This is a genomic window from Methylobacterium aerolatum (assembly GCF_022179085.1).
In the GTDB taxonomy this organism is placed as follows: domain Bacteria; phylum Pseudomonadota; class Alphaproteobacteria; order Rhizobiales; family Beijerinckiaceae; genus Methylobacterium; species Methylobacterium aerolatum.
This window is the reverse complement of sequence record NZ_BPQE01000005.1, coordinates 74,295-97,363: the sequence shown is the minus strand read 5'-3', so window position 1 is coordinate 97,363 and position 23,069 is coordinate 74,295. Positions and strand designations below refer to the sequence as shown.

Genomic DNA, 23,069 nt, shown 5'->3' with positions numbered 1-23,069 from the left:
CATCCAGAAGGAGCGCAGGACTGTCGTCCTCTCCAATCTGTCGGACCGACATCGTCTTGCCGTTACCAGGTCGGCCTACGACGAGCGGCACGGCTCGTCGTTCGATCGAAAATTGGACCGCCCCGCCAATCTGATCGTAGATCGAGGTTAGACAAATCGTCGAAGCCTCGCGGGTGTGTGGACATTCATAACGGATCTCCAGAGGTAGCGGTGCGATTGGCTTGTCTTTTGGCGAGGGCGGCGCGGCATCTGGTTCGCCTGGCAATAGAATCAGCTTCCGCGCGATTTCGTGCTGTTTCCTGGCGTCGGGCGAGAGCGGTCGTTGCGTGAGGCGAGAGCCCCGCGTTGAGGACGACACTCTCGGCTTCGGCGGAGAGGATCAGGCGCGCGAGGGGGCGGCTAGTGTCGGCGGGCTAGGCAATGTCAGGGCGAGCTTCCTGCGTCCGTCGAGCCTCTGTCGTGCCGCCGGTACAGAACGTCCACAGGATGAACGTCGCCAACCCAAATAACGGTAGGAGCAACGCCTGCTCTTAAGCACTCAATTCTTGGCTTCGCGGTCTCATAAGTCGTCCGATCTGCCTTGAAGGTGTGGACCCTCCGATAGCCGCGTTCGGCACGGATTGTATGGTAGGGAGCGACGCTGATTGCCTTCAGTGTCGTGGCATCGCCTGCGATGCCCGCCGCGCGGGTCAATTACACAAGGCGGCCAGCGGCGTAATATATGAAAGCGTCCCTCCGGCCTTGTCGAGACCGCGCACATACTGCCTCAGTTTCTGCGCTATACGTCGCTTCACCGGGTCCTCGAAGGGAACGATACGGTCCCAGGCGCGGCTCACGATGACGGCAGCTTCGCCGCTGTCCGCTCGCTTCTTGCACATGAGAGCCGTAAAGCTACCGAGGGGGGCTGGCCGTTCGAAGGCGTCGATCCAGCGCTGGAGGGTTCGCTCGCCGACACGCGCTCGTCGACCCTTCGACGATAGGTGCTCCCGACCAGCGATCTCACGCACAAGCCGAGCGCGATCCGCATAGCGCCTTGGAACTGCTAGAGATGGCTGAATCAATTCATATCGCCACTGGCACACAGCGGCGATGGTATCATCGGCCTTCAACGCCGGTGACAACGTTCAAGAAATCTTCGTTTTCAACGCCATTTGCCGATGGCAGCCGACCGCCGTTTTCTTCATCGACGGGCGCAGCACCGACGAAGGCCCGCGCTTCGCGCTTGCAGAACACTTGCGGAACGCTTAACGTGTTCGCGATTTGTTTCAGTGCGCCCGTCGCCGATCCGCGAGACCAAACCGATGCTCACGCGCAAGCAGTTGGACCTTCTGCGCTTCATCCAGCAGCGGATGCAGGAATGCGGCGTGCCGCCGTCCTTCGACGAGATGAAGGATGCCCTCGATCTGAAGTCGAAGTCCGGGATCCATCGCCTTATCACGGCCCTGGAAGAGCGGGGCTTCCTGCGGCGCTTGCCGAACCGGGCGCGCGCGATCGAGGTGATTCGCCTGCCCGACGCCCTCGGGCGCGGCCTTGAGGCGGCGGAAGCCGCCGCGGCCTCGGCGCCCGAGCCCCGGCGCTTCACCCCGAGCGTGGTCGAGGGCGGCCTGTCCAAGCAGCCGGCGGCGGCGGCGCCCCCGGCGCCCCGCGCCTATGAGGAGTTCCGCGGCGTCTCGATTCCGGTCATGGGCCGGATCGCCGCCGGCACCCCCATCGCCGCGATCCAGAACCAGAGCCACACGGTGACGATGTCGCCGGATTTTCTGGCCGGCGGGGAGCATTACGCCCTTGAGGTGCGCGGTGATTCGATGGTCGAGGCCGGCATCCTCGATGGCGACCTCGTGGTCATCCGCAAGCAGGATACGGCCAACACGGGCGACATCATCGTGGCGTTGATCGACGACGAGGAGGCGACCCTCAAGCGCCTGCGGCGCCGGGGCTCCTCCATCGCGCTGGAGGCCGCCAACCCCGCCTACGAGACCCGCGTGCTCGGGCCGGACCGCGTGCGGATCCAGGGCCGCCTCGTGAGCCTCGTTCGGCGGTACTGAGGGACCGGGCCGGCGCGTTCGGTCCGTCGCCGGGGGCGATGCTTGCCGGTCCCTGCGCAGGGCGGGGTCGGACGGGCGGTCAGAGCGGTCCTGGCGGGGCCTCGTCGGGCGCCGTGTCCATCGGCTCGCCCGTGGCCGATTCGCCTTTTCCGCCCTGCTCCGTCCTGGTCTGCTTTGTCCTGTCCTCGTCCGCCGAGCCCTGTGGCGGGCGCCAGGGCGGGATGCCGCGGCTGTTGGCGTGGGTCACCCGCACCCCATCGCCGTCGAGGCGCAGTGCCGCCGCGCCCCGGGCCGACAGGCGGCGGCGGTCGAGGACCAGCGGGGCGGCACAGGTCTCCGGCGCCGAGAGCGGGCTGATGACCACGGCCGCGCGGGCGCAATCCTCGGGGAAGGCACGGCGATCCTTCACCAGGGCGACGGAGCGCCCATCCGCCAGCGTGCCGGTGCAGCCGAGGCGGTCGCAGTGCCGGCCGGTGCCGGCGGCGAGGAGGTCTGCGGCCCGGCGCGCGTCGCCGTCGGCCTTCAGCCATTGTTCCAGCACGAAGGCGGAGGGCTTGCCGAGCACGGCGAGGTGTCCGTCCGCGCCCCGGAGTGCGGCGCCCAGGCCCTGGCGATCGACGTAGAGGTCGTGGTGCTGCGGTGTCGCGGCCAGGGCGAGGCCCGCGAGGGCCGGGGCGAGGGCGAAGCGGCGCAGGCCCGTCGCGGGCAGGGTCGCGAGGAGCAGCGCCGCGGCGAGCAGCATGAGCGCTCCTGGGCCGAAGGCGGGCACCACCACGATCGCCCGGCCGAATCCGGCGATCCATTCGGAGATGGCGAGCATCCCCGCCACCGCCTGCCCCATCAGCCACCAGACCGGCCGGTCGAGGGCGAAGGGCGCGGCGAGGGTGCCGAGCACCGCGCAGGGCATCACCACCAGGGACACCAGCGGCAGGGTGAGGGCGTTGCCGACGAGGCCGAAGGGCTGGACCGTCTGGAAGTGGTAGACGGCGAAGGGCGCGGTCGCGATCTGCGCGACGAGGGTCGTGGCCAGGGTGCCGACCGCCGTCCGCGCGGCGAGGCCCGTCAGGCGCCGCACGGGCCCGGCCCCCGGCCGGATGAAGAGGCTTCCGTCGATGAGGCGGGCGCAGGCCACGAGCCCCGCCACCGCGCCGAAGGACATCTGGAAGCTCGGGCCGAGCAGGGCCTCCGGCTCCCGGGCGAGGCCGATCAGCGCGGCCATGGCGAGGTTGCGCATGGAGAGGGCGGGCCGGTCCACGAGAATCGCGCCGAGCATCACCAGGGTCATCACGAGGCTGCGCTCGGCGGCGATGTCCCATCCGGAGAAGGCGCAGTAGGCGCTCACCCCCACCATGGCGCAGGCGGCGGCGATCTTCTTCACCGGCCAAGCGAGGGCGCAATGAGGCACCAGGGCCAGGACCGCCCGGACGAGCCAGAACACGACGCCCGCCGCGAGCACCATGTGGAGGCCGGAGATCGAGACGACGTGATAGATTCCCGCCGCGCGCAGGGCATCGTTGGCGCGGGGGCCGATCAGCCCGCGCTTGCCCGTCACCAGGGCGGCGGCGACGGCGCCGGGCTGGCCGCCGTAGCCCTCGGCGATCCGCCGGGTGAAGGCGTTGCGGGCGTCGTCCAGGGCGGCAGCGAGGCGCAGGCCGAGGGGCGCGTCGGCGGCGGGCGCCACCGTGATCGGGCCGATCAGGGAGCCCACCGCGCCGATGCCCTGGAAGTAGGCATCGCGGGCGAAATCGTAGCCGCCGGGCCGGGCCGCCTCGGGCGGCGGCATCAGCCGGGCGGTGGCGCTCAGCCGGTCCCCCGGCCGCAGGGGCGGCGCCTTGCGGAACGACACCCGCACCCGCAGGGGCCGGACCCCGGCGGCGAGGGCCCCGAGCGTCTCGACGCGCACGATGAGCCGGGCGCCCTCCTCCCGCTCGTCCAGCGCCTCGATGACACCGCTCAGGGGCGCGATCATCACCCGTCCCAGCACGGGGGCGGCCACCCGCTCCACCCGCCAGGCGGCGGCGGCGAAGCCGAGGCAGGCGAACCCCAGGGCGAGGGCGGCGGCCAGCGCCACCGGTCGCTCGCCGAGGCGGGCGGTCAGGGCGAGGGCGGCGGCGGCCGCGATCAGCGGCGCCGGGAGCCAGGGGCGCCCGTCGGTGAGGCCGAAGAAGACGAGGATGCCGACCCCGAAGGCCACGGCGAGCCAGGGGAAGAGCCGGCGCTGCTCCGCCTCCCGGCCCAGGGCCGAGGCGAAGCGTCCGCGAAGCAGACTCGGCACGGGCGCGCGCAGGACGGCGATGACGCCCCCCGCCGTCCCCGCGCCGATGCCCTGCATGGAAGTCGTCCGTGAAAGTTCGCATCGTCAGTGCGAGAGAAAGCCAAGCAATCCGGGGCGGTGGGACCTCGCGAGAACCCGGTGCATCCCCGGATTGCTTGGCTGTGCTCGCAGGGACGAGTGTGGCTCAGCTTGCGACGGCGGTGCATTCGCCACAAGGCGCCGGAGCCCGCTACCCACGCCTTCCGGCGGGGAACCGCGCGGAGCGCAATGACGCGCGCCCGCCGTGACGGGACTTGACCTCGAAGCCCTTGACCCGGAAGGCGGAGCGATGCCCTGTCCTGCGACGCGGTCCGCGCCGCGCATCGGGCCGAACGGGACTTGGCCCGCCGGCCTTCGACCCCACTTCCGTCGTCATCCCCTTCGGGGTCACGTCGTCCAGCCCTCTGCCGCACCGGGGGCTCGGCCGACGCCGATCCCTCCGCATCGCCGAAACATCATTGCAATGTCGTCAGACGTCGTCACGCGCTTCGCCCCCTCCCCCACCGGCTTCCTGCACATCGGTGGGGCGCGCACCGCCCTGTTCAACTGGCTCTATGCCCGCCACCACGGCGGGCGGATGCTCCTGCGCATCGAGGACACCGACCGCGAGCGCTCCACGAAGGCGGCGATCGACGCGATCCTGGAAGGGCTGACGTGGCTCGGCCTCGATTGGGACGGGGACGTGGTGTTCCAGTTCGCCCGGGCCGACCGGCACCGGCAGGTGGTGGAGGAGCTGCTCGCGGCGGGCCGGGCCTACCGCTGCTACGCCACGCAGGAGGAGCTGGTGCAGATGCGCGAGCAGGCCCGGGCCGAGGGTCGCCCCCTCCGCTACGACGGGCGCTGGCGCGACCGCGACCCGTCCGAGGCGCCCGCGGGCGTGAAGCCGGTCATCCGCCTGCGGGCACCCACCGAGGGCGAGACCTCGGTGGACGATGCCGTGCAGGGCCGCGTCACCTGGGCGAACCGCGACCTCGACGACCTCGTGCTGCTCCGCTCCGACGGGACGCCGACCTACATGCTCGCGGTGGTGGTGGACGACCACGACATGGGCGTCACGCAGATCATCCGCGGGGACGACCACCTCACCAACGCCGCCCGGCAGAGCCAGATCTTTTCCGCCCTCGGCTGGGACATCCCCCGGATGGCCCATATCCCGCTGATCCACGGGGCGGACGGGGCGAAGCTCTCGAAGCGCCACGGGGCGCTGGGCGTCGAGGCCTATCGCGACCTCGGCTACCTGCCGGCGGCGCTGCGCAACTACCTCGTCCGCCTCGGCTGGAGCCACGGCGACCAGGAGGTCTTCTCCACGGAGGAGATGGTGGCGGCCTTCGATCTCGGGGCGGTCGGGCGCTCGCCCGCGCGGTTCGACTTCGCCAAGCTCGCCAACCTCAACGGGCTCTACATCCGCCACGCGGCGGACGCGGACCTCGTGGCGGCGATCGAGACGATCCTGCCCCAGGTCGGCCCCGAGCGCGGCATTCCGGTCCCGATGGGCGACGACCTGAGGGACAAGCTGACGCTGGCCATGCCCGGCCTGAAGGAGCGGGCGAAGACCCTGATCGAACTCCTCGACAGCGCCTACTACCTCACCGCCGTTCGACCCCTCGCGCCGGACGACAAGGCCAGCGCACTCCTGTCCGAGGAAGGCCGCGCCCGGATCGCCGCGGTGCTGCCCGCCCTCGAGGCCCTGCCCGATTGGAGCGCGGCGGCCACCGAGGGTGCAGTGCGGCAATTCGCGGAGGCGAACGGCGCCAAGCTCGGCCAGATCGCGCAGCCCCTGCGGGCCGCCCTCACCGGGCGGACCACCTCCCCGCCCCTGTTCGACGTGATGGCCGTCCTGGGGCGGACGGAGAGCCTCGCGCGGCTCGGGGACCAAGTCGGGGACCAAAGGCCGAAGGGCTGAGGCCCCCTCGCCCGCCGGCCCGTCCAGGTCCTCCCTTCGCTTTGCGCCCCGCCGCCTCGCCTCGCGCCGCCGCGACCTCCCCCGCCCCGGCCCGATTTTCGCTTTCCGGCTTCCGGGCTTTGTCATCCGCTCCGTTGCTGTTGCAGCGCCGTTCGGCTAACCGGGGGTTCTGTGAGCACCCGCAACAATCGCGGTGCGCTTGCGGGTCCGGGGACGCCTCGGGGAGGGCGGGCCCGGCCTCGTCACGTCTCTTGAGAAGGGTCCACGTCCCATGAGCGCCACCAGCACCATCACCGTGGACGGCAAACAGATCGATCTGCCGGTCAAATCCGGGACGATCGGGCCGGACGTCGTCGATATCAGCAAGCTCTACGCCCAGACGGGCGCCTTCACCTTCGATCCGGGCTTCACCTCGACCGCCTCCTGCGAATCGAAAATCACCTACATCGACGGCGACGAGGGCGTGCTCCTCTACCGCGGCTACCCCATCGAACAGCTCGCCGAGCACGGCGACTTCCTCGAGACCTGCTACCTCATGCTGTTCGGCGCCCTGCCGACCGAGGCGCAGAAGGCCGACTTCGACTACCGCGTCACGCGCCATACCATGGTGCACGACCAGATGAACCGGTTCTTCACCGGCTTCCGCCGCGACGCGCATCCGATGGCGGTGATGGTCGCCTCCGTCGGCGCCCTCTCGGCCTTCTACCACGACTCGACGGACATCACCGACGAGAACCAGCGGATGGTCGCCTCCATCCGCATGATCGCCAAGATGCCGACGCTCGCGGCCATGGCCTACAAGTACTCGATCGGCCAGCCCTTCGTCTATCCGAAGAACGACCTCGACTACACCTCCAACTTCCTGCGCATGTGCTACGCGGTGCCCTGCGAGGAATACGAGGTCAATCCGATCTTCGCCAAGGCGCTGGACAAGATCTTCATCCTGCACGCCGACCACGAGCAGAACGCCTCGACCTCGACGGTGCGTCTGGCCGGCTCGTCCGGCGCGAACCCCTTCGCCTGCATCGCCGCCGGCATCGCCTGCCTGTGGGGCCCCGCCCATGGCGGCGCCAACGAGGCGGCCCTCAAGATGCTGATGGAGATCGGCAAGCCGGAGAACGTCAGCAAGTACGTCGCCAAGGCCAAGGACAAGAGCGACCCGTTCCGCCTGATGGGCTTCGGCCACCGGGTGTACAAGAACTACGATCCGCGGGCCCGCCTGATGCAGAAGGTGACCCACGAGGTCCTGAAGGAACTCGGCCACCAGGACGATCCGCTGCTCGAGGTCGCGATGCAGCTGGAGCAGATCGCCCTCAAGGACGAGTACTTCATCGAGAAGAAGCTCTACCCGAACATCGATTTCTATTCGGGCATCACCCTCAAGGCGATGGGCTTCCCCACCGACATGTTCACGGTGCTGTTCGCCGTGGCCCGTACCGTCGGCTGGATCGCCCAGTGGGCCGAGATGATCGAGGATCCGTCGCAGAAGATCGGCCGTCCGCGCCAGCTCTACGTCGGCCCGGCCCAGCGGGACTACGTGCCGGTGAACGCCCGCGGCTGAGCGGTCAGGGGTTTCCGAAGGGCGACCCTTTGGCGGCTGCAGGGCGGTGCCTTGCCAGTCCAGGGGCGTTGCCCCTGGACCCCACCAAAGGGATGACCCCTTTGGGAACTCCGATTTGCCCGTGACTCTCTTTCTGCCCGTTCGGGCGCCCTACGATTGGGCAGGGATCCGCGCCTTCCTCGCGGCGCGGGCCATTCCCGGCGTCGAGAGCGCAGACCCCACCGGGCCCTATGCCCGAACGATCCTGATCGCCGGCCGGCCCGGCCGCGTCACCGTCGTGCCCGAGGGCGATGCCCTGCGCGCGACGGTGGAGGGCGTCGCCCCCGTCGACCTCCCCGAGGTCGAGGCCCGCCTGCGCCGCCAGTTCGACTGCGATGCCGACCCGGCGGCCATCGGCGCGGGCCTGTCGCGCGATCCCCATCTCGCCCGCCTCGTCGCCGCCCGGCCGGGCCTGCGCCTGCCCGGCGCCTGGGACCCGTTCGAGACCGGCTGCCGGGCGATCCTGGGCCAGCAGGTCTCCGTGGCGGCGGCCCGGATGCTCGCGGGGCGGCTGGCGGCAGCCTTCGGTGCCCCCTTTCCCGGCCCCGGCGACGCTGCCCCCGACCGCCTCTTCCCCACGCCGGAGGCCCTGGTGGAGGCGGACGTGGCGCAGGCCCTCGCCATGCCCCGCGCCCGGGGCGCCGCCGTGCGGGCGCTGGCGGCGGCGGTCCTCGCCGACCCGGACCTGTTCGCCCCGGGCGACGGCCTCGACGCGGCGGTGGCGCGCTTCGTGGCGATTCCGGGCATCGGTCCCTGGACCGCGCAGTACATTGCCATGCGGGCCCTCAAGCTGCCGGACGCCCTGGCCGTCGGCGATGTCGGCCTGCTTCGCGCCCTCGACTGCGGGGCGGGACGGCCGAGCCCGGCCGACCTCGTCGCCCGCGCCGAGGCGTGGCGCCCCTGGCGAGCCTACGCCGCCCAGCACCTCTGGGCGGCCGACGAGGCGCGGGGCCGGCCCCGGCCGACGAAATCCGGTATCCGCCGCACGAAAGTTTCCGAATAATCTTTGGCCTGTCGCCAAGGGGATTTTGAATGCATCCCGCGCCCTCTTCGGATCGGCGCTTCTTTTTGTGAGGGCGGCCGTTTCTCAGACTTTCGGCCCACTTGGAGGCCCCCGGCAACGTCGCTATAGCCAAGGCCGAGAGGCATCGCGGCACTGCATAAGACCGCGGACACTTGAGGAGATCGACATGGCGGCGAGCGCTGCGCTCCAGGAGGCGGGTCGCGAGGTCAAGGACCTCTATGAGATGGGTGAGATTCCCCCGCTCGGCCACGTGCCGGCCAAGATGTATGCCTGGGCGATCCGCCGTGAGCGCCACGGGCCGCCGGAGCAGTCCCACCAGCTCGAAGTGCTGCCGGTCTGGGAGATCGGCGACGATGAGGTGCTGGTCTACGTCATGGCCGCGGGCGTGAACTACAACGGCGTCTGGGCCGGCCTCGGCGAGCCGATCTCGCCCTTCGACGTGCACAAGGGCGAGTACCACATCGCCGGCTCCGACGCCTCCGGCATCGTCTGGAAGGTCGGCCCCAAGGTGAAGCGCTGGAAGGTCGGCGACGAGGTCATCGTCCACTGCAACCGCGACGACGGCGACGACGAGGAGTGCAACGGCGGCGACCCGATGTTCTCGCCCTCGCAGCGCATCTGGGGGTACGAGACCGGCGACGGCTCCTTCGCCCAGTTCTGCCGGGTGCAGTCGCGCCAGCTGATGAAGCGCCCGCAGCACCTCACCTGGGAGGAGGCCGCCTGCTACACGCTGACGCTCGCCACCGCCTACCGGATGCTGTTCGGCCACGCCCCGCACACGGTGAAGCCCGGCCAGAACGTGCTGATCTGGGGCGCCTCCGGCGGCCTCGGGGTCTTTGGCGTGCAGCTCTGCGCGGCGTCGGGCGCCAACGCCATCGCCGTGATCTCGGACGAGTCGAAGCGCGACTACGTGATGAGCCTCGGCGCGAAGGGCGTCATCAACCGCAAGGACTTCGATTGCTGGGGCCAGCTGCCGAAGGTCAACAGCCCCGAGTTCCACGCCTGGACGAAGGAGGCGCGGAAGTTCGGCAAGGCGATCTGGGACATCACCGGCAAGGGCAACGACGTCGATATCGTCTTCGAGCACCCCGGCGAGGCGACCTTCCCGGTCTCGGCCCTGGTGGTGAAGCGCGGCGGCATGGTGGTGTTCTGCGCCGGCACGACCGGCTTCAACATCACCTTCGACGCCCGCTACGTGTGGATGCGCCAGAAGCGCATCCAGGGCTCGCACTTCGCCCACCTGAAGCAGGCGTCCTCGGCCAACCAGTTCGTGCTGGACCGCCGGATCGACCCCTGCATGAGCGAGGTGTTCCCGTGGGACAAGATCCCCCACGCCCACACCAAGATGTGGAAGAACCAGCACCCGCCGGGCAACATGGCCTGCCTCGTGAACTCGCCCCGCGCCGGACTGCGCACGGTCGAGGACGTGATCGAGGCCGGCCCGCTCAAGCGGTAAGCCCCCGGGACCGGGGCGGCGCCGCCTCGTGCGGCGCTGCCCTGCGCCTCGCGCCCTTGCCCGTCGCCGGGCCGGGCGCGACAACGGCCCCGCTTGACGGGCCGGCCCCGCCGATTCGGCGCGGGCGGCGGCCCCCTGTGGGAGCCCCGAGACGTGGCCGGCGACGACGAATCCTACGTGTATGACGAGGCCACCGGCGAGTGGCTGCCCCCCGGTGCGGCCTCCGTCGCCGCCGCGCGACCCGACGTCCGGGACGCCTCCGGCAACCCGCTCGCGGACGGCGATTCGGTGACGCTGATCAAGGACCTCAAGGTCAAGGGCACCGGCACCACCCTGAAGCAGGGCACCGTGATCCGCTCGATCCGCCTCACGGACGACCCCGCGGAGATCGACTGCCGCCACGACACAATCAAGGGCTTGGTGCTGCGCACCGAATTCGTGCGCAAGCGGTAGGGCCTGCCGTCACGCGCACCGTCGTCGCGGGCGCGGGGGACGCGATGGCGGCGGGGCTACCGACGCCGGGGCTCGTCCTGCGGCAGGTGGCGGCCGTAGACCTCTTCCTTCTCCGCCTTCTGGCGGATCAGGTCGGCATAGGCCTGTCGCATCTCCGGTGAGACGGCGATGCTCTTGCCCTTGTTGGGCTTGCGCTTCGGCGCCTTCTTGAAGCTGTCCCCCGTCCCGGCCATGCCGTCCCCTCCGATGGGCTGCATCCTCGCGAGGCCCGTAGCCAATGCAGGGATCCCCCGATTTGGCAAGGGTCGGGCGGCGCGACGGGTCGCCGTGCCCGTCGGCTCAGGCGGCCCGGTCGATCGCCGCCCCGAGGGTTTCCGCCATCTCCCCGATCTGGTCCCGCGTCACGATGAGCGGCGGCGAGAGGGCGATGATGTCGCCGGTGACGCGGATCAGCAGGCCGCGCGCGAAGCAATCCACGAACACGTCGTAGGCGCGCTTCCCCGGCGCGTCCGGCCGGGACGCGAGCTCGATGCCGGCGATGAGGCCGAGGGTGCGGATGTCGGTGACGCCCTTGCGCCCGCGCAGGTCGTGGAAGGCGGCGGCCCAATCCTCCGAGAGGTCGGCGGCCCGGGTGAGGAGGCCCTCCTGCCCGTAGATGTCGAGGGTGGCGAGGCCGGCGGCGCAGGCCACGGGGTGGCCGGAATAGGTGTAGCCGTGGAACAGCTCGATTCCGTCCGGCCCCTGCATCAGGGCGTCGTGGACGGCGCGGCTCGCGAAGACGGCGCCCATGGGGATCGTGCCGTTGGTGAGGCCCTTCGCGGTGGTCACGAGGTCGGGCGTCACGCCGAAGAAGTCGGTGGCGAAGGGGGCGCCGAGCCGCCCGAAGCCGGTGATGACCTCGTCGAAGATCAGCAGGATGCCGTGCCGCGTGCAGATCTCCCGCAGGCGCTCCAGGTAGCCGGTCGGCGGGATCAGCACGCCCGTCGATCCGGCCACGGGCTCGACGATGCAGGCGGCGATGGTCTCGGCCCCGTGCAGGGCGACGAGGCGTTCCAGGTCGTCGGCCAGCTCCATCCCGTGCGCGGGCTGGCCCTTGGTGAAGGCGTTGCGGGCGGGGTCGTGGGTGTGGCGCAGGTGGTCGGTGCCGGGGAGCTGCGGGAAGACCCGGCGGTTCGCCAGGATGCCGCCCACCGAGATGCCGCCGAACCCGACGCCGTGATAGCCGCGCTCGCGGCCGATCAGCCGGGTGCGGGTCCCCTGTCCGATGGCCCGCTGGTAGGCGAGCGCGATCTTGAGGGCCGTGTCGACCGATTCCGAGCCGGAGCCCGTGAAGAACACACGGTCGAGCTTGCCCCCATCCGGCCCCGGCGCGATGGCGGCGAGGCGCTCGGCGAACTCGAAGGCGATGGGATGGCCCATCTGGAAGGTCGGCGCGAAATCGAGGGTGCCGAGCTGCCGCTCCACGGCCGCCGCGATCCCCTGCCGCCCATGGCCCGCATTCACGCACCAGAGGCCGGCCGTGCCGTCGAGGACGGTGCGGCCGTCGTCGGCCCGGTAGTGCATCCCCTCCGCCGACACGAGCAGGCGCGGCGCCGCCTTGAACTGCCGGTTGGCCGTGAACGGCATCCAGAAGGCGTCGAGGGAGGGCGCGTTGCGCGGGGCGTGACCGGTCATGGAGGGGCTCCTTCAGAGGGGCACGGCCGGGGAGTGGGCAAGGTTCGCGCCAGGGGACAGACTTTCGGCCGGTGCCACAAGCGCTTTCTGCGCGGCGCCGCCATGCGAGACGCCCCGGCCGTGGCGCCGCCCGTCGGCCCCGGGCGACGGCGCTCAGAAGCCGTAGAGCCGCCTCGGGTTCTCGACGAACAGCATCCTCCGCCGCGCCTCGTCGGGCACCCACTCGGCCATCAGGTCGAGGAGCGCGGGGAGCTTCGGCGGCCCGTCCCAGGCGGCGACGTGGGGCCAGTCCGAGCCCCAGAGGCAGCGCTCCGGCGCGGCCTCGTTCAGGGCGCGGGCGAAGGGGACCGTGTCCGCGTAGGGCGGTCCCGTCACGGAATCGCGGAAGGCGCCCGAGAGCTTCACGTAGGCGCCGTCGCGCACCAGCCCCAGCAGGGTCCGGAAGCCCGGATGGTCCACCCCCTCCGAGGCCGGCATGTGGCCCATATGGTCGAAGACCAGTGGCACCGGCAGATCCGCCAGCGAACCGGCGATCGGCGGCAGGCTCCGCGCGTCGAGGAGGAACTGGAGGTGCCAGCCCATCTCCCGCGCGAGGGCGCCGTAGCGGGCGACCTCGCCGAGCCCCACGCCGCCGCCGAACAGGACGTTGAGGCGCAGGCCCACGATTCCCGCCTCCTTCAGCGCCGCCAGCTCCCGGTCGGGCAGGCCGAGCGGGATGACGGCGATGCCGCGCAGGCGCTCCCGGTGGGCGCGCAGGGTCTCGACCAGCAGGCGGTTGTCGGTGCCGTGGACGCTCACCTGCACGAGGACGCCGTGGGCCATCCCCGTGGCGTCGAGCATCGCCAGATAGCGCTCCGCCGTCGCCTCGGGCGGCGTGTAGCTCCGCTCCTCGACGAAGGGGTAGGCCGGGGGCAGGCCGATGACGTGGGCATGGGTGTCTACCGCGCCGGGGGGCACCGCGTAGCGGGTCGGGCCGCCGGGATGCGGATCGGGGGCGGGGCAGTCGCGGATCGCGGCCATGCGTCAGGTGTCCGCGTGCAGGAGGCGGCCCCGGGTCTCGGGCAGGGCGAAGGCGGCGACGAAGAACAGGCCGTAGGCCGCCGCCGCGAACACCGCGATGGCCGAGGCGAGGCCGATCCGCTCCGACAGGAAGCCGACCAGCGCCGGGAACAGGGCGCCGATGCCGCGCCCGAAATTGTAGCAGAAGCCCTGCCCCGAGCCGCGCAGGCGGGTGGGGTAGAGTTCCGTCAGGAAGGCGCCCATCCCGGAGAAGTAGCCGGAGGCGAAGAAGCCGAGGGGGAAGCCGAGCACCCAGAGCAGCCCGTTCGAGAGGGGCAACTGGGTGTAGGCGATCACCACGACGATGGCGCCGAGGGAGAAGATCAGGAACAGGGGGCGCCGCCCGAGCCGGTCGGCGAGCCACGCGCCCACGAGGTAGCCCGTGAAGGAGCCGACGATCAGCGCGGCGAGGTAGCCGGTGGACGAGACGATCGACAGGTGCCGCTCAGTGGTGAGGAAGCGCGGGACCCAGGTGGTGATGGCGTAGTAGCCGCCCTGGCACCCCGCCGCCGCCAGCGAGGCGAGGATCGTGGTGCCGAGGATCGGCCCGGAGAAGATCTCCCAGAGCTTCGGACGGTCGCCCGTCGCCGCGGCGGCGGCGCGGGTGCGGGCGGCGACCTCCGGCTCCTTCACGTGCCGCCGCAGGTAGAAGACCAGCAGCGCCGGCAGGGCGCCGACCGCGAACATCCAGCGCCACGCGCTCTCGGGCGGGAGCGCCGAGAACAGGATCGCCTGCGACAGGACGGCGAGCCCCCAGCCGATGGCCCAGCCCGACTGGACCGAGCCCACCGCCCGGCCCCGGTACTCGGCGCGGATCGTCTCGCCGATCAGCACGGCGCCCGCCGCCCACTCGCCGCCGAAGCCGAGGCCGAGCAGGGCGCGGGCCACGAGGAGCTGCTCGAAATTCTGCACGAAGGCGCAGACGAGGGAGAAGAACGAGAACCAGAGGATGGTGATCTGCAGCGTCAGCACGCGGCCGATCCGGTCGGCGGCGAAGCCCGCGATCCAGCCGCCCAGCGCCGAGGCGAGGAGGGTCACCGTGGCGGCGAGGCCGGCGGTGCCGGGATCGACCTTCCACAGACTGATGATCGTGCCGATCACCAGCGGGTAGATCATGAAGTCCATGCCGTCGAGGCACCAGCCGGCGGCGCAGGCCCAGAAGGTGTGCCGCTCCGGCGTGGTCATGTCGCGGTAGAAGGCCGTGAGGCTCGCGTCCTGGATCGGAACCGCCTCTACGCCGCCGGACGCGGACCCGCCGCCCCTGCCGTCACCGCCGACCGCATTCATGATGCACTCCCCTTTTGCCGGGAGTATCGGCGGCGTTCCCGGGCCTGTCCAACCCGGAAACGACGTTTCTCAGACAAAAAAGGCCGCCCTCGCGGGCGGCCCTCCGGTCAACCGGCCGGATCGTGCCGATCAGTAGCAGCGCTCGACCAGCACCCGGCGGTAGCCGTAGGGCGTCCAGCGCACGCGCGGGACGGTGTAGCAGCCGCCGTCGTAGCCGTAGCCGCCGCCGTAGTAACCGACCGGCGCATAGCCGTAGCCGCCGTAGCCGTAACCCGGGTAGCCGTAGCCGCCGTAGCCGCCGTAAAGGCTCCCCGCCGCCAGGCCGACGCCGAAACCGGCGAGCCCGAGGCCGATGCCGCGACCGTAGCCACCCCGGTACCCGTAGCCGCCGCGCCACCCGCCGTAGCCACCGCGCCACCCGCCGTAGCCGCCGCGCCAGCCACCGTAGCCGCCCCGGAAGCCCGCGCCCCGGAAGCCGCCGAAGCCGCCGCCATGGAAGCCGCCGCCGTGGAACCCACCACCGTGGAAGCCGCCCCCGAAGCCGCCGAAGCCGCGGGCGTCGGCGCTCGCCGGCGTCAGCGCCAGGGCGCCGGCCGCAAGCAGCGCAGAACCGAGCACTGCAATCTTCATGTCAGAACTCCAATAGAAAACCATGGCCCCATCGGAGTGAGAAACGCTCCGACCCTCACAACGGTTCGAGGATGAAAGCGCGACTCATCGGTCACGGTGCCGTGTGCATGTCGGGCAAGCCAGTCTTGTCCGCTAAATTCACGGATGAGAGGGAAGTTATTCCTGATTTGCGCAAGTCCGTACTGCACCCGATGGTTGATTTAACCTGGTATGCGCCCCGGGCCTTCTTGCGCGACGGGAGCGCCCCGGCCGTGGCCCGGACTAGAACGTGGGGGCGGGAATGCTCTATAGGACCGCCCCGCCGCCGAGGGAGACAAGCGCCGTCCGATGTCGTGTCCGATCCGCCGCCTTCTCGCCCTCGCGATCCCGCTCGTCCTCGGCTGGGGCCTCGCCGCCCCCGCCGCCATGGCCAGGGCCGAGGACGCGCCGGTCTGCAACCCGGTCTCCGCCCAGGGTGAGAGCTTCACGGTCTGCACCGTCGACTTGCGGACGCGGCGGGTGCGGCTGTTCTGGCGTCGCCCGGACGGGCAGCCCTACACCTCGCTGCCGGCCCTCGCCGAGGCGGAGGGGCCCCGTCTCGCCTTCGCCATGAACGGCGGCATGTACGACAAGGATCAGGCGCCCGTGGGCCTCTATGTCGAGGACGGCCGGGAACTGCACCCGGTTTCGACGGCGGACGGGCCGGGCAACTTCCACCTGAAGCCGAACGGCGTGTTCTACGTGAAGGGCGACCGGGCGGGCGTGCTCGACACGCCCCACTACCTCCGGGCACGCATGAAGCCGGATTTCGCCACGCAATCGGGCCCGATGCTGGTGATCGACGGCCAGATCCATCCCAAGATCTCCGCCGACGGTCCGTCGCAGAAGATCCGCAACGGCGTCGGCGTCCGCGACGGCGGCCATGTGGCGGTCTTCGCCATCTCCGAGCGCCCCGTCAGCTTCGGCGCCTTCGCCCGGCTGTTCCGCGACGACCTCGGCTGCCGCAACGCCCTGTTCCTCGACGGCTCCGTGTCGAGCCTCTACGCACCGAACCTCGGCCGGTCGGACCTCGGGCGGCCGCTGGGGCCGCTGATCGGCGCAGTGGCGCGGTGACGCGCGCGCGCCTCCTCTCGGGGCGGGCCTGACCGGAAAGGTTGCGGACAGGTTCGTCATTGCGAGCGCAGCGAAGCGATCCAGGGAGGCGCCGCGTCCGGAAACGGCCCGCCGCCCTGGATTGCTTCGCGTTGCTCGCAATGACGGCGAAGGCCGGCGGTCCTGGCCCTATCGCTGCCCGAAGGCCGCCTGCTTGAACAGGTCCTTCAGGTGGTGCGGCTGCGAGCGCCAGTATTGCTTGGGCGCCCTCACCTGTGCGCCGAGTTCGGCCGCCGCGTGCCAGGGCCAGCGGGGATTGTAGAGCATGGCGCGGGCCAGCGAGATCGCGTCCGCCTTGCCCTCGGTGAGGATCGCCTCGGCCTGCCGGGGTTCGGTGATCAGGCCGACGGCGATGGTGGTGAGGCCGGTCTCGGCCTTGATCCGCTCCGCGTGGGGGACCTGATAGCCGGGCCCGACGGCGATCTTCTGCTTGGGCGAGAGGCCACCCGTGGAGACGTGGATGGCCGGGGAGCCCGCCCGCTTGAGGGCGTGGGCGAGTTCCACGGTCTCGTCCAGGGTCCAGCCGTCCTCGACCCAATCCGTCGCGGAGACCCGCAGCCAGACCGGCGAGCCGGCGGGGACCACCGCACGTACCGCGTCGTAGACCTCCAGCGGGAAGCGCATCCGGTTGGCGAGGCTGCCGCCGTACTCATCCGTGCGGGTGTTGGACAGCGGCGAGAGGAATTCGTGCAGCAGGTAGCCGTGGGCCCCGTGCAGTTCCACCGCCTCGATCCCGAGGCGCACCGCGCGCCGGGCGGTGGCCACGAACTCCTCCCGGATGCGCTTCAGGTCGGCGGCATCCAGGGCGTGGGGCGGCACCTCACCCTCGGCGTGGGGCAGGGCCGAGGGTGCCTCGGTCCGCCAGCCGTAGGGATGCTCGGGCGCGATCTGGTGGCCGCCCGACCAGGGGGCCGCGCTCGACGCCTTCCGGCCGGCATGGGCGATCTGGATGCAGACCGGGATCGGGGCGTGCTGGCGCACGGCGTCGAGGACGCGGGCGAGCGCGGTCTCACAGCCGTCGTCGTAGAGGCCGAGGTCCCAGGCGGTGATCCGTGCCTCGGGGGAGACGGCGGTGGCCTCCAGCGTCAGCAGGCCGGCGCCCGACATCGCGAGCTGCCCGAGGTGCATCATGTGCCAATCGCTGGCTTGGCCGTCGCGGGCCGAATACTGGCACATGGGCGCGACGAGGATGCGGTTGTCGAGGGTGAGCGAGTCGAGGGTCAGGGGCTCGAACAGGCGTGAGGTCATCGACGGTCTCCGAATGATGAATGCATTGTGGGGCAGGGACGGCGCGCCGACCAGTCGGGCGAGGGCGATCGCGCACCTGTCGGCCCGGTGCGGCCAAGAGGCCCGATCCAGGCGTGGGGGGAACCCCCAAGACGATTACCAGTTTTGGTTAAGTCGCCGCGATGCGGCGGCGCGAGCCGCCAGAGGGGGCGAGATCGCCAAGGTCCTTGTCATGCCACTCACGAGACTTGCCGCCCCGTTTCTCCTGGTTGCCGGGTGCGCCGCCTTCTCGGGCGGGGTTCACGCGCAGCCCGCCGCCTTCGGCGGCCCGAAGATGCTGATCCACGGCAATTACTGCGGCCCGGGCAACAATGCCCCGCTGCCTCCCATCGACGCCCTCGACGCGGCCTGCGCCCGCCACGACGCCTGCACACCGCAGGGTGGCATGCCGTCGAAGGCGTGCAACCTGCGCCTCCAGCGCGAGGCCGAGTTGATCGCCCGCAACCCGCGCACGCCCGACAAGGAGCGCGCCATGGCCGGGATGATCGCCATGGGCGCCACGATGATCCCGACGGAGCCCCAGGCCGTCCCGGCCTCCGTCCAGCCCGATACCGAGGACGACGACGCGGAGTAACGATCGGGGATCCCAAAGGACTGAGTCCTTTGGTGGGGTCGAGGGGCGACGCCCCTCGATGTGCAGGGCACCGCCCTGCACCCGCCAAAGGGCTCGCCCTTTGGGATCCCTGTTTCAGGCCCCGCCGATCCCGCGGCCCTTCAGGCTCTCGCCGATCTCCTCCAGCGCCGTGGCGTCGTCGATCGTGGCGGGCATCGTCCAGGGCTCGTCGTCGGCGATCCGCTTCATCGTCGCCCGCAAAATCTTGCCCGAGCGCGTCTTCGGCAGGCGCGGCACGGTCAGCGCGAGCTTGAACGCCGCCACCGGGCCGATCTCCTCGCGCACCTTGGCGACGAGTTCCTTCTCGATCACGGCGGGATCACGCGCGACCCGCGCCTTCAGCACCACGAAGCCGCAGGGCACCTCTCCCTTGAGGGTGTCGCGGATGCCGATGACCGCGCATTCGGCGACGTCGGGGTGGGAGGAGAGCACCGCCTCCATGCCGCCGGTGGAAAGGCGATGGCCGGCGACGTTGATGATGTCGTCGGTGCGCCCCAGCACCGTGATGTAGCCGTCCTCGTCGATGATCCCGGCATCCGAGGTGTCGTAGTAGCCGGGGAAGGTCGCGAGGTAGCTCTGGCGCATCCGCTCGTCCGAACCCCACAGGGTCGGCAGGCAGCCGGGCGGCAGGGGCAGGCGGATGGCGATGGTGCCCATGGTGCCCGGCGGCACCTCCTTGCCCCCCTCGTCGAGGACGCGGACGTCGTAGCCCGGCATCGGCACGCAGGTGCTGCCGTGCTTCACCGGCAGCAGGCCGAGGCCCACGGGGTTGCCCGCGATGGGCCAGCCCGTCTCCGTCTGCCACCAATGGTCGATGACCGGCCGGTCGAGCACCCGCTCGGCCCAGGCCACGGAATCCGGGTCCGCCCGCTCGCCGGCCAGGAACAGGGTGCGGAAGGCCGAGAGGTCGTACTCCGCGGTGAGGGCGCCCTCCGGGTCCTCCTTCTTGATCGCCCGCAGGGCCGTCGGCGCCGTGAACAGGCACACGACCTTGTGCTCGGAGACGACCCGCCAGAAGGCGCCGGCATCCGGCGTGCCCACCGGCTTGCCCTCGTAGAGCACGCTGGTGCACCCATGCAGCAGGGGCGCGTAGACGATGTAGCAGTGCCCGACGACCCAGCCGATGTCGGAGGCGCAGAAGTAGGTCTCGCCGGGGGCGACGCCGTAGAGGTTCGGCATCGACCACGCCAGGGCGGTGAGGTAGCCGCCCGTGTCGCGCACCACGCCCTTCGGCTTGCCCGTCGTGCCCGACGTGTAGAGCACGTAGAGCGGGTCCGTCGCGGCCATGCTCGCGCAAGCGGCCGTGACGCCCCTCCCCTTCGCGTCGGCGACCGCTTCGGCCCAGTCCCGGTCGCGGGCGGGGTCGAGGGCCGCCTTGCCCTGCGGACGCTGGAGGATCAGGCAGGCCGTCGGCTTGTGGGAGGAGGCGGCGATGGCCGCATCCAGCAGCGGCTTGTAGGCGACGACCCGGTTCGGTTCGAGACCGCAGGAGGCGGCGAGCACCACCTTGGGCTCGGCATCCTCGATCCGCTTGGCGAGCTCGTTCGCCGCGAAGCCGCCGAACACCACCGAATGCACCGCCCCGAGCCGGGCGCAGGCGAGCATGCCGAACAGGGCCTCGGGCATCATCGGCATGTACAGCACCACCCGGTCGCCCCGGCCGACGCCGAGTTCGGCCAGGATGCCGGCCAGAGTCGCCACCTCGTCGCGCAGCGCGCCGTAGGTGATCGTGCGCTTGGTACCCGTCACGGGCGAATCGTAGACGATCGCCGCCTGGTCCCTGCGGGACCCATCCGCGTGCCGGTCGACGGCGTTGTGGCAGGCGTTGAGCGACCCGTCGGGAAACCAGCGGCCGTAGGGCCCTTGGTCTGGATCGAAGGCGCGGGTCGGCGCCCGGTCCCAGGTCAGGGCCGTGGCGGCGTCGAGCCAGAACGCCTCCGGGTCGCGCGCGGCGGCCGCATGGGTCTGCGCGTAGCGGCCGGGAAGGTCAGCGTTCGTCATCGGGGCGGCGTTTCCTCGCGCTCCGCTCTTCGGCGGGGGACGAACACCTTAGCCGATTCTGCCGCGAGGACGAGGCCGTCTCCCGTCCGAGGCTAGCAACAGGGGCGACGCTGTCAGATCAGGAAGGCGCGCCGGGCGGTCCATCAAAGCAAAATCGCGTCGCCCCCTGAGGGGAGCGACGCGGCGCAACGGACTAATGGAGAAGACTGATCAATGCAGCGTCGACTGACCCTGCAGCCGGTTCATCTCATCCTTGAGGAGGAGCTTCCGGCGTTTGAGTTCCGCGATCTGCTGGTCGCTCGACGAGGGCCTGTGGATGGCGTCCTGAATCTCGCGTTCGAGGGCTTCGTGCTTGCGTGCGAGTTGGCTCAGATGCGTCTGCAGCGACATGAGGCGAATCTCCTGTCATTGTTTCGACACGGACAGACTGGCACAGGTTCAGACCCTTGTCGAAGCGTTTTCGCCGGACGAGCTTCACAGAACCTTGCTCACAGGCCCTCTCCGGCGCTTGCTCCTCCTCAAGGCGTGACGCATGCTTCTGACCTTCGATGGATGCTCCGTTTTTCAGGGTGCGATGACGGCGGAACCGGGTGAGAACGGGCCGAGCGAGCTCGAGGGCGAGCTGGCCCGCCTGCGCGAGGAGCACCGCGACCTCGACGGCGCCATCGACGCGCTGGAGCGGAGCGTGGCCGGCGACCAGTTGCAGATCCAGCGCCTGAAGAAGCGCAAGCTGACCCTGCGCGACCGGATCTCCCATCTCGAGGACCTGATCACGCCCGACATCATCGCCTGAAGCGGTGGAAGCGGGGCGGTCCCGTCTTGCGGCCCGCGCCCGGCGCGGATAAGCGCCCTCTTTTGCTGGAACAACGCATGTCGGCGCCCCTCGTCGCGATCATCATGGGAAGCCAGTCCGACTGGGAGACCATGCGCCATGCCGCGCAGACCCTGGACGCGCTGGCGGTGCCCCACGAGTGCCGTATCGTCTCCGCCCACCGCACGCCGGACCGCCTCGTGGCCTTCGCCAAGGGCGCGCGGGCGGCGGGCCTCAAGGTGGTGATCGCCGGGGCGGGGGGCGCGGCGCATCTGCCGGGCATGACGGCGGCCATGACGAGCCTGCCGGTCTTCGGCGTACCCGTGGAATCGAAGGCCCTGTCGGGCCAGGACAGCCTGCTCTCCATCGTCCAGATGCCGGCGGGCGTGCCGGTCGGCACCCTGGCGATCGGGCGGGCGGGAGCCGTGAATGCCGCCCTCCTCGCGGCGGCGGTGCTGGCCCTGACGGACGGGGCCCTGGCCGGGCGCCTGGACGCATGGCGGGAGGCCCAGAGCGCGGCGGTGGCCGAGCGGCCGGAGAGCGACCAGACGTGACGGATACGAGAATCGCCCCCGGCGCGACGCTGGGAATCGTCGGCGGCGGCCAGCTCGGGCGGATGATCGCCCTGGCGGCGGCCCATCACGGGCTGAAGGTCCACGTCTTCGCCCCCGATGCGGACAGCCCCGCCTTCGACGTGGCCGCGCGCCACACTTGCGCCGCCTACGACGACGAGGCGGCGCTCGCCGCCTTCGCGGCCTCCGTGGACGTCGTGACCTACGAGTTCGAGAACATCCCCCGCGCCACCGCCGAGGTTCTGGCCCGGCACGCGCCGCTGCACCCGAACGCCGACGCCCTGGCGACGACCCAGGACCGGCTCTCGGAGAAGGAGTTCGTCAACGGCCTCGGCATCCCCACCGCCCCGTTCCGGGCGGTGGACACGCCCGACGACCTCGCCCGCGCCTTCGAGGTCATCGGCCTGCCCGCCGTGCTCAAGACCCGGCGCTTCGGTTACGACGGCAAGGGCCAGCGCATGATCCGCGAGCCCGGCCAGGGCGAGGGCGCCGCGATCTTCGCCGAGTTCGGCGGCGCGCCGCTGATCCTCGAAGGCTTCGTGCCCTTCGAGCGAGAGGTCTCCGTCGTGGCCGCCCGTGGGGCGGACGGGAGCTTCGCCGCCTTCGACCTCTGCGAGAACGAGCACCGGAACCACATCCTGGCCGTGACCCGCGTGCCCGCCCAGGGCGTGTCGCCCGAGACCGCGCGGGAGGCCGTGCGCATCGCCCGCAGCATCGCGGACGCCCTCGATTATGTGGGCGTGCTCGCGGTGGAGATGTTCCTCGTCCGTGACGGCGGCGAACGGCTCGTCGTCAACGAGATCGCGCCGCGCGTGCACAATTCCGGGCACTGGACCATCGAGGGCGCCCTCTCCTCCCAGTTCGAGCAGCATGTCCGCGCCGTCTGCAGCTGGCCCCTGGGCGACGCGGCCCGCGTTGGCGGCCTGCCCTGCGAGATGCACAACCTGATCGGCGACGAGGTCGACGCGTGGCCCGCCCTCCTCGCGGAGCCCGGCGCCCACCTCCACCTCTACGGCAAGGGCGAGGCCCGCCCCGGCCGCAAGATGGGCCACGTCACCCGGCTCAAAAGCTAGGTTTCCAAAGGACACGTCCTTTGGCGTGTACAGGGCGGAGCCCTGCGAGGTCCAGGGGCCCAGCCCCCGGACCTCCCCAAGGGACAAGTCCTTTGGGATCCTCGTTTTCGCGGCGGCGGGGCCACACCGGTACGAC

General features: G+C 70.9%; 20 protein-coding genes. 11 read left to right on the top strand and 9 right to left on the bottom strand.

What is annotated here, in order from left to right; translation table 11 throughout:
* The first annotated feature begins 1,301 nt into the window (after positions 1-1,301).
* On the top strand, positions 1,302-2,045 hold the full coding sequence (gene lexA, locus MFF06_RS04400) for a transcriptional repressor LexA (protein WP_238201797.1): 744 nt from the start codon (positions 1,302-1,304) through the stop codon (positions 2,043-2,045).
* Between the two features lie 79 nt (positions 2,046-2,124).
* Here the strand turns inward: lexA and MFF06_RS04395 are convergent, their stop codons facing one another.
* Positions 2,125-4,377, bottom strand: a complete 2,253-nt coding sequence (locus MFF06_RS04395; protein ID WP_238201796.1) for a ComEC/Rec2 family competence protein — start codon at positions 4,375-4,377, stop codon at positions 2,125-2,127.
* A 445-nt stretch (positions 4,378-4,822) separates the two neighbouring features.
* On the opposite strand from MFF06_RS04395, the gene gltX reads away from it, so the two are divergent.
* From gltX to MFF06_RS04370, 5 genes are all read left to right on the top strand, one after another.
* Positions 4,823-6,262, top strand: coding sequence for a glutamate--tRNA ligase (gene gltX / locus MFF06_RS04390; protein WP_238201795.1), 1,440 nt, complete (start codon positions 4,823-4,825; stop codon positions 6,260-6,262).
* A 271-nt stretch (positions 6,263-6,533) separates the two neighbouring features.
* The gene (gene gltA, locus MFF06_RS04385; protein WP_238201794.1) at positions 6,534-7,823 is read left to right on the top strand and encodes a citrate synthase; all 1,290 of its coding nucleotides are present in this window, start codon (positions 6,534-6,536) and stop codon (positions 7,821-7,823) included.
* Between the two features lie 121 nt (positions 7,824-7,944).
* Positions 7,945-8,865, top strand: coding sequence for a DNA-3-methyladenine glycosylase family protein (locus tag MFF06_RS04380; RefSeq protein WP_370876647.1), 921 nt, complete (start codon positions 7,945-7,947; stop codon positions 8,863-8,865).
* 187 nt (positions 8,866-9,052) lie between these two features.
* Positions 9,053-10,342, top strand: coding sequence for a crotonyl-CoA carboxylase/reductase (gene ccrA / locus MFF06_RS04375; RefSeq protein ID WP_238201792.1), 1,290 nt, complete (start codon positions 9,053-9,055; stop codon positions 10,340-10,342).
* Between the two features lie 153 nt (positions 10,343-10,495).
* Positions 10,496-10,795: an alkylphosphonate utilization protein gene (locus tag MFF06_RS04370; protein ID WP_238201791.1), complete on the top strand. Its 300-nt coding sequence runs from the start codon at positions 10,496-10,498 to the stop codon at positions 10,793-10,795.
* 56 nt (positions 10,796-10,851) lie between these two features.
* On the opposite strand, the gene MFF06_RS04365 is transcribed toward MFF06_RS04370, so the two are convergent.
* From MFF06_RS04365 to MFF06_RS04345, 5 genes are all read right to left on the bottom strand, one after another.
* Positions 10,852-11,028 carry a hypothetical protein gene (locus MFF06_RS04365; protein ID WP_238201790.1) on the bottom strand — a complete coding sequence of 59 codons (177 nt, stop codon included), beginning with the start codon at positions 11,026-11,028 and terminating at the stop codon, positions 10,852-10,854.
* 106 nt (positions 11,029-11,134) lie between these two features.
* Positions 11,135-12,469, bottom strand: a complete 1,335-nt coding sequence (gene aptA / locus MFF06_RS04360; protein WP_238201789.1) for an omega-aminotransferase AptA — start codon at positions 12,467-12,469, stop codon at positions 11,135-11,137.
* A gap of 153 nt (positions 12,470-12,622) precedes the next feature.
* Positions 12,623-13,489 carry an amidohydrolase family protein gene (locus MFF06_RS04355; protein ID WP_238201788.1) on the bottom strand — a complete coding sequence of 289 codons (867 nt, stop codon included), beginning with the start codon at positions 13,487-13,489 and terminating at the stop codon, positions 12,623-12,625.
* A 3-nt stretch (positions 13,490-13,492) separates the two neighbouring features.
* Positions 13,493-14,713, bottom strand: a complete 1,221-nt coding sequence (locus MFF06_RS04350) for an MFS transporter (protein WP_370876668.1) — start codon at positions 14,711-14,713, stop codon at positions 13,493-13,495.
* 231 nt (positions 14,714-14,944) lie between these two features.
* Positions 14,945-15,445, bottom strand: a complete 501-nt coding sequence (locus MFF06_RS04345; protein WP_238201786.1) for a hypothetical protein — start codon at positions 15,443-15,445, stop codon at positions 14,945-14,947.
* 327 nt (positions 15,446-15,772) lie between these two features.
* Between MFF06_RS04345 and MFF06_RS04340 the strand changes: the two genes are divergently transcribed.
* On the top strand, positions 15,773-16,537 hold the full coding sequence (locus MFF06_RS04340) for a phosphodiester glycosidase family protein (protein ID WP_238201785.1): 765 nt from the start codon (positions 15,773-15,775) through the stop codon (positions 16,535-16,537).
* Positions 16,538-16,705: 168 nt separating this feature from the next.
* Here the strand turns inward: MFF06_RS04340 and MFF06_RS04335 are convergent, their stop codons facing one another.
* The gene (locus MFF06_RS04335; RefSeq protein WP_238201784.1) at positions 16,706-17,824 is read right to left on the bottom strand and encodes an NADH:flavin oxidoreductase/NADH oxidase; all 1,119 of its coding nucleotides are present in this window, start codon (positions 17,822-17,824) and stop codon (positions 16,706-16,708) included.
* A gap of 211 nt (positions 17,825-18,035) precedes the next feature.
* Here MFF06_RS04335 and MFF06_RS04330 point away from each other — a divergent pair, with 211 nt between their 5' ends.
* Positions 18,036-18,437: a phospholipase A2 family protein gene (locus MFF06_RS04330; protein ID WP_238201783.1), complete on the top strand. Its 402-nt coding sequence runs from the start codon at positions 18,036-18,038 to the stop codon at positions 18,435-18,437.
* Between the two features lie 114 nt (positions 18,438-18,551).
* On the opposite strand, the gene MFF06_RS04325 is transcribed toward MFF06_RS04330, so the two are convergent.
* Positions 18,552-20,477: a propionyl-CoA synthetase gene (locus MFF06_RS04325; protein WP_238201782.1), complete on the bottom strand. Its 1,926-nt coding sequence runs from the start codon at positions 20,475-20,477 to the stop codon at positions 18,552-18,554.
* A 210-nt stretch (positions 20,478-20,687) separates the two neighbouring features.
* A complete protein-coding gene (locus MFF06_RS04320) occupies positions 20,688-20,867 on the bottom strand; it encodes a YdcH family protein (protein ID WP_238201781.1) in 180 nt (59 codons plus the stop codon).
* A 184-nt stretch (positions 20,868-21,051) separates the two neighbouring features.
* Here MFF06_RS04320 and MFF06_RS04315 point away from each other — a divergent pair, with 184 nt between their 5' ends.
* From MFF06_RS04315 to MFF06_RS04305, 3 genes are all read left to right on the top strand, one after another.
* Positions 21,052-21,270 carry a YdcH family protein gene (locus MFF06_RS04315; RefSeq protein WP_238201780.1) on the top strand — a complete coding sequence of 73 codons (219 nt, stop codon included), beginning with the start codon at positions 21,052-21,054 and terminating at the stop codon, positions 21,268-21,270.
* Between the two features lie 77 nt (positions 21,271-21,347).
* Entirely contained in the window at positions 21,348-21,842 is a 495-nt protein-coding gene (purE, locus tag MFF06_RS04310) for a 5-(carboxyamino)imidazole ribonucleotide mutase (protein WP_238201779.1), read from the top strand.
* The gene (locus MFF06_RS04305) at positions 21,839-22,933 is read left to right on the top strand and encodes a 5-(carboxyamino)imidazole ribonucleotide synthase (protein ID WP_238201778.1); all 1,095 of its coding nucleotides are present in this window, start codon (positions 21,839-21,841) and stop codon (positions 22,931-22,933) included. The genes purE and MFF06_RS04305 overlap by 4 nt, the downstream gene beginning before the upstream one ends.
* Positions 22,934-23,069 lie beyond the last annotated feature (136 nt).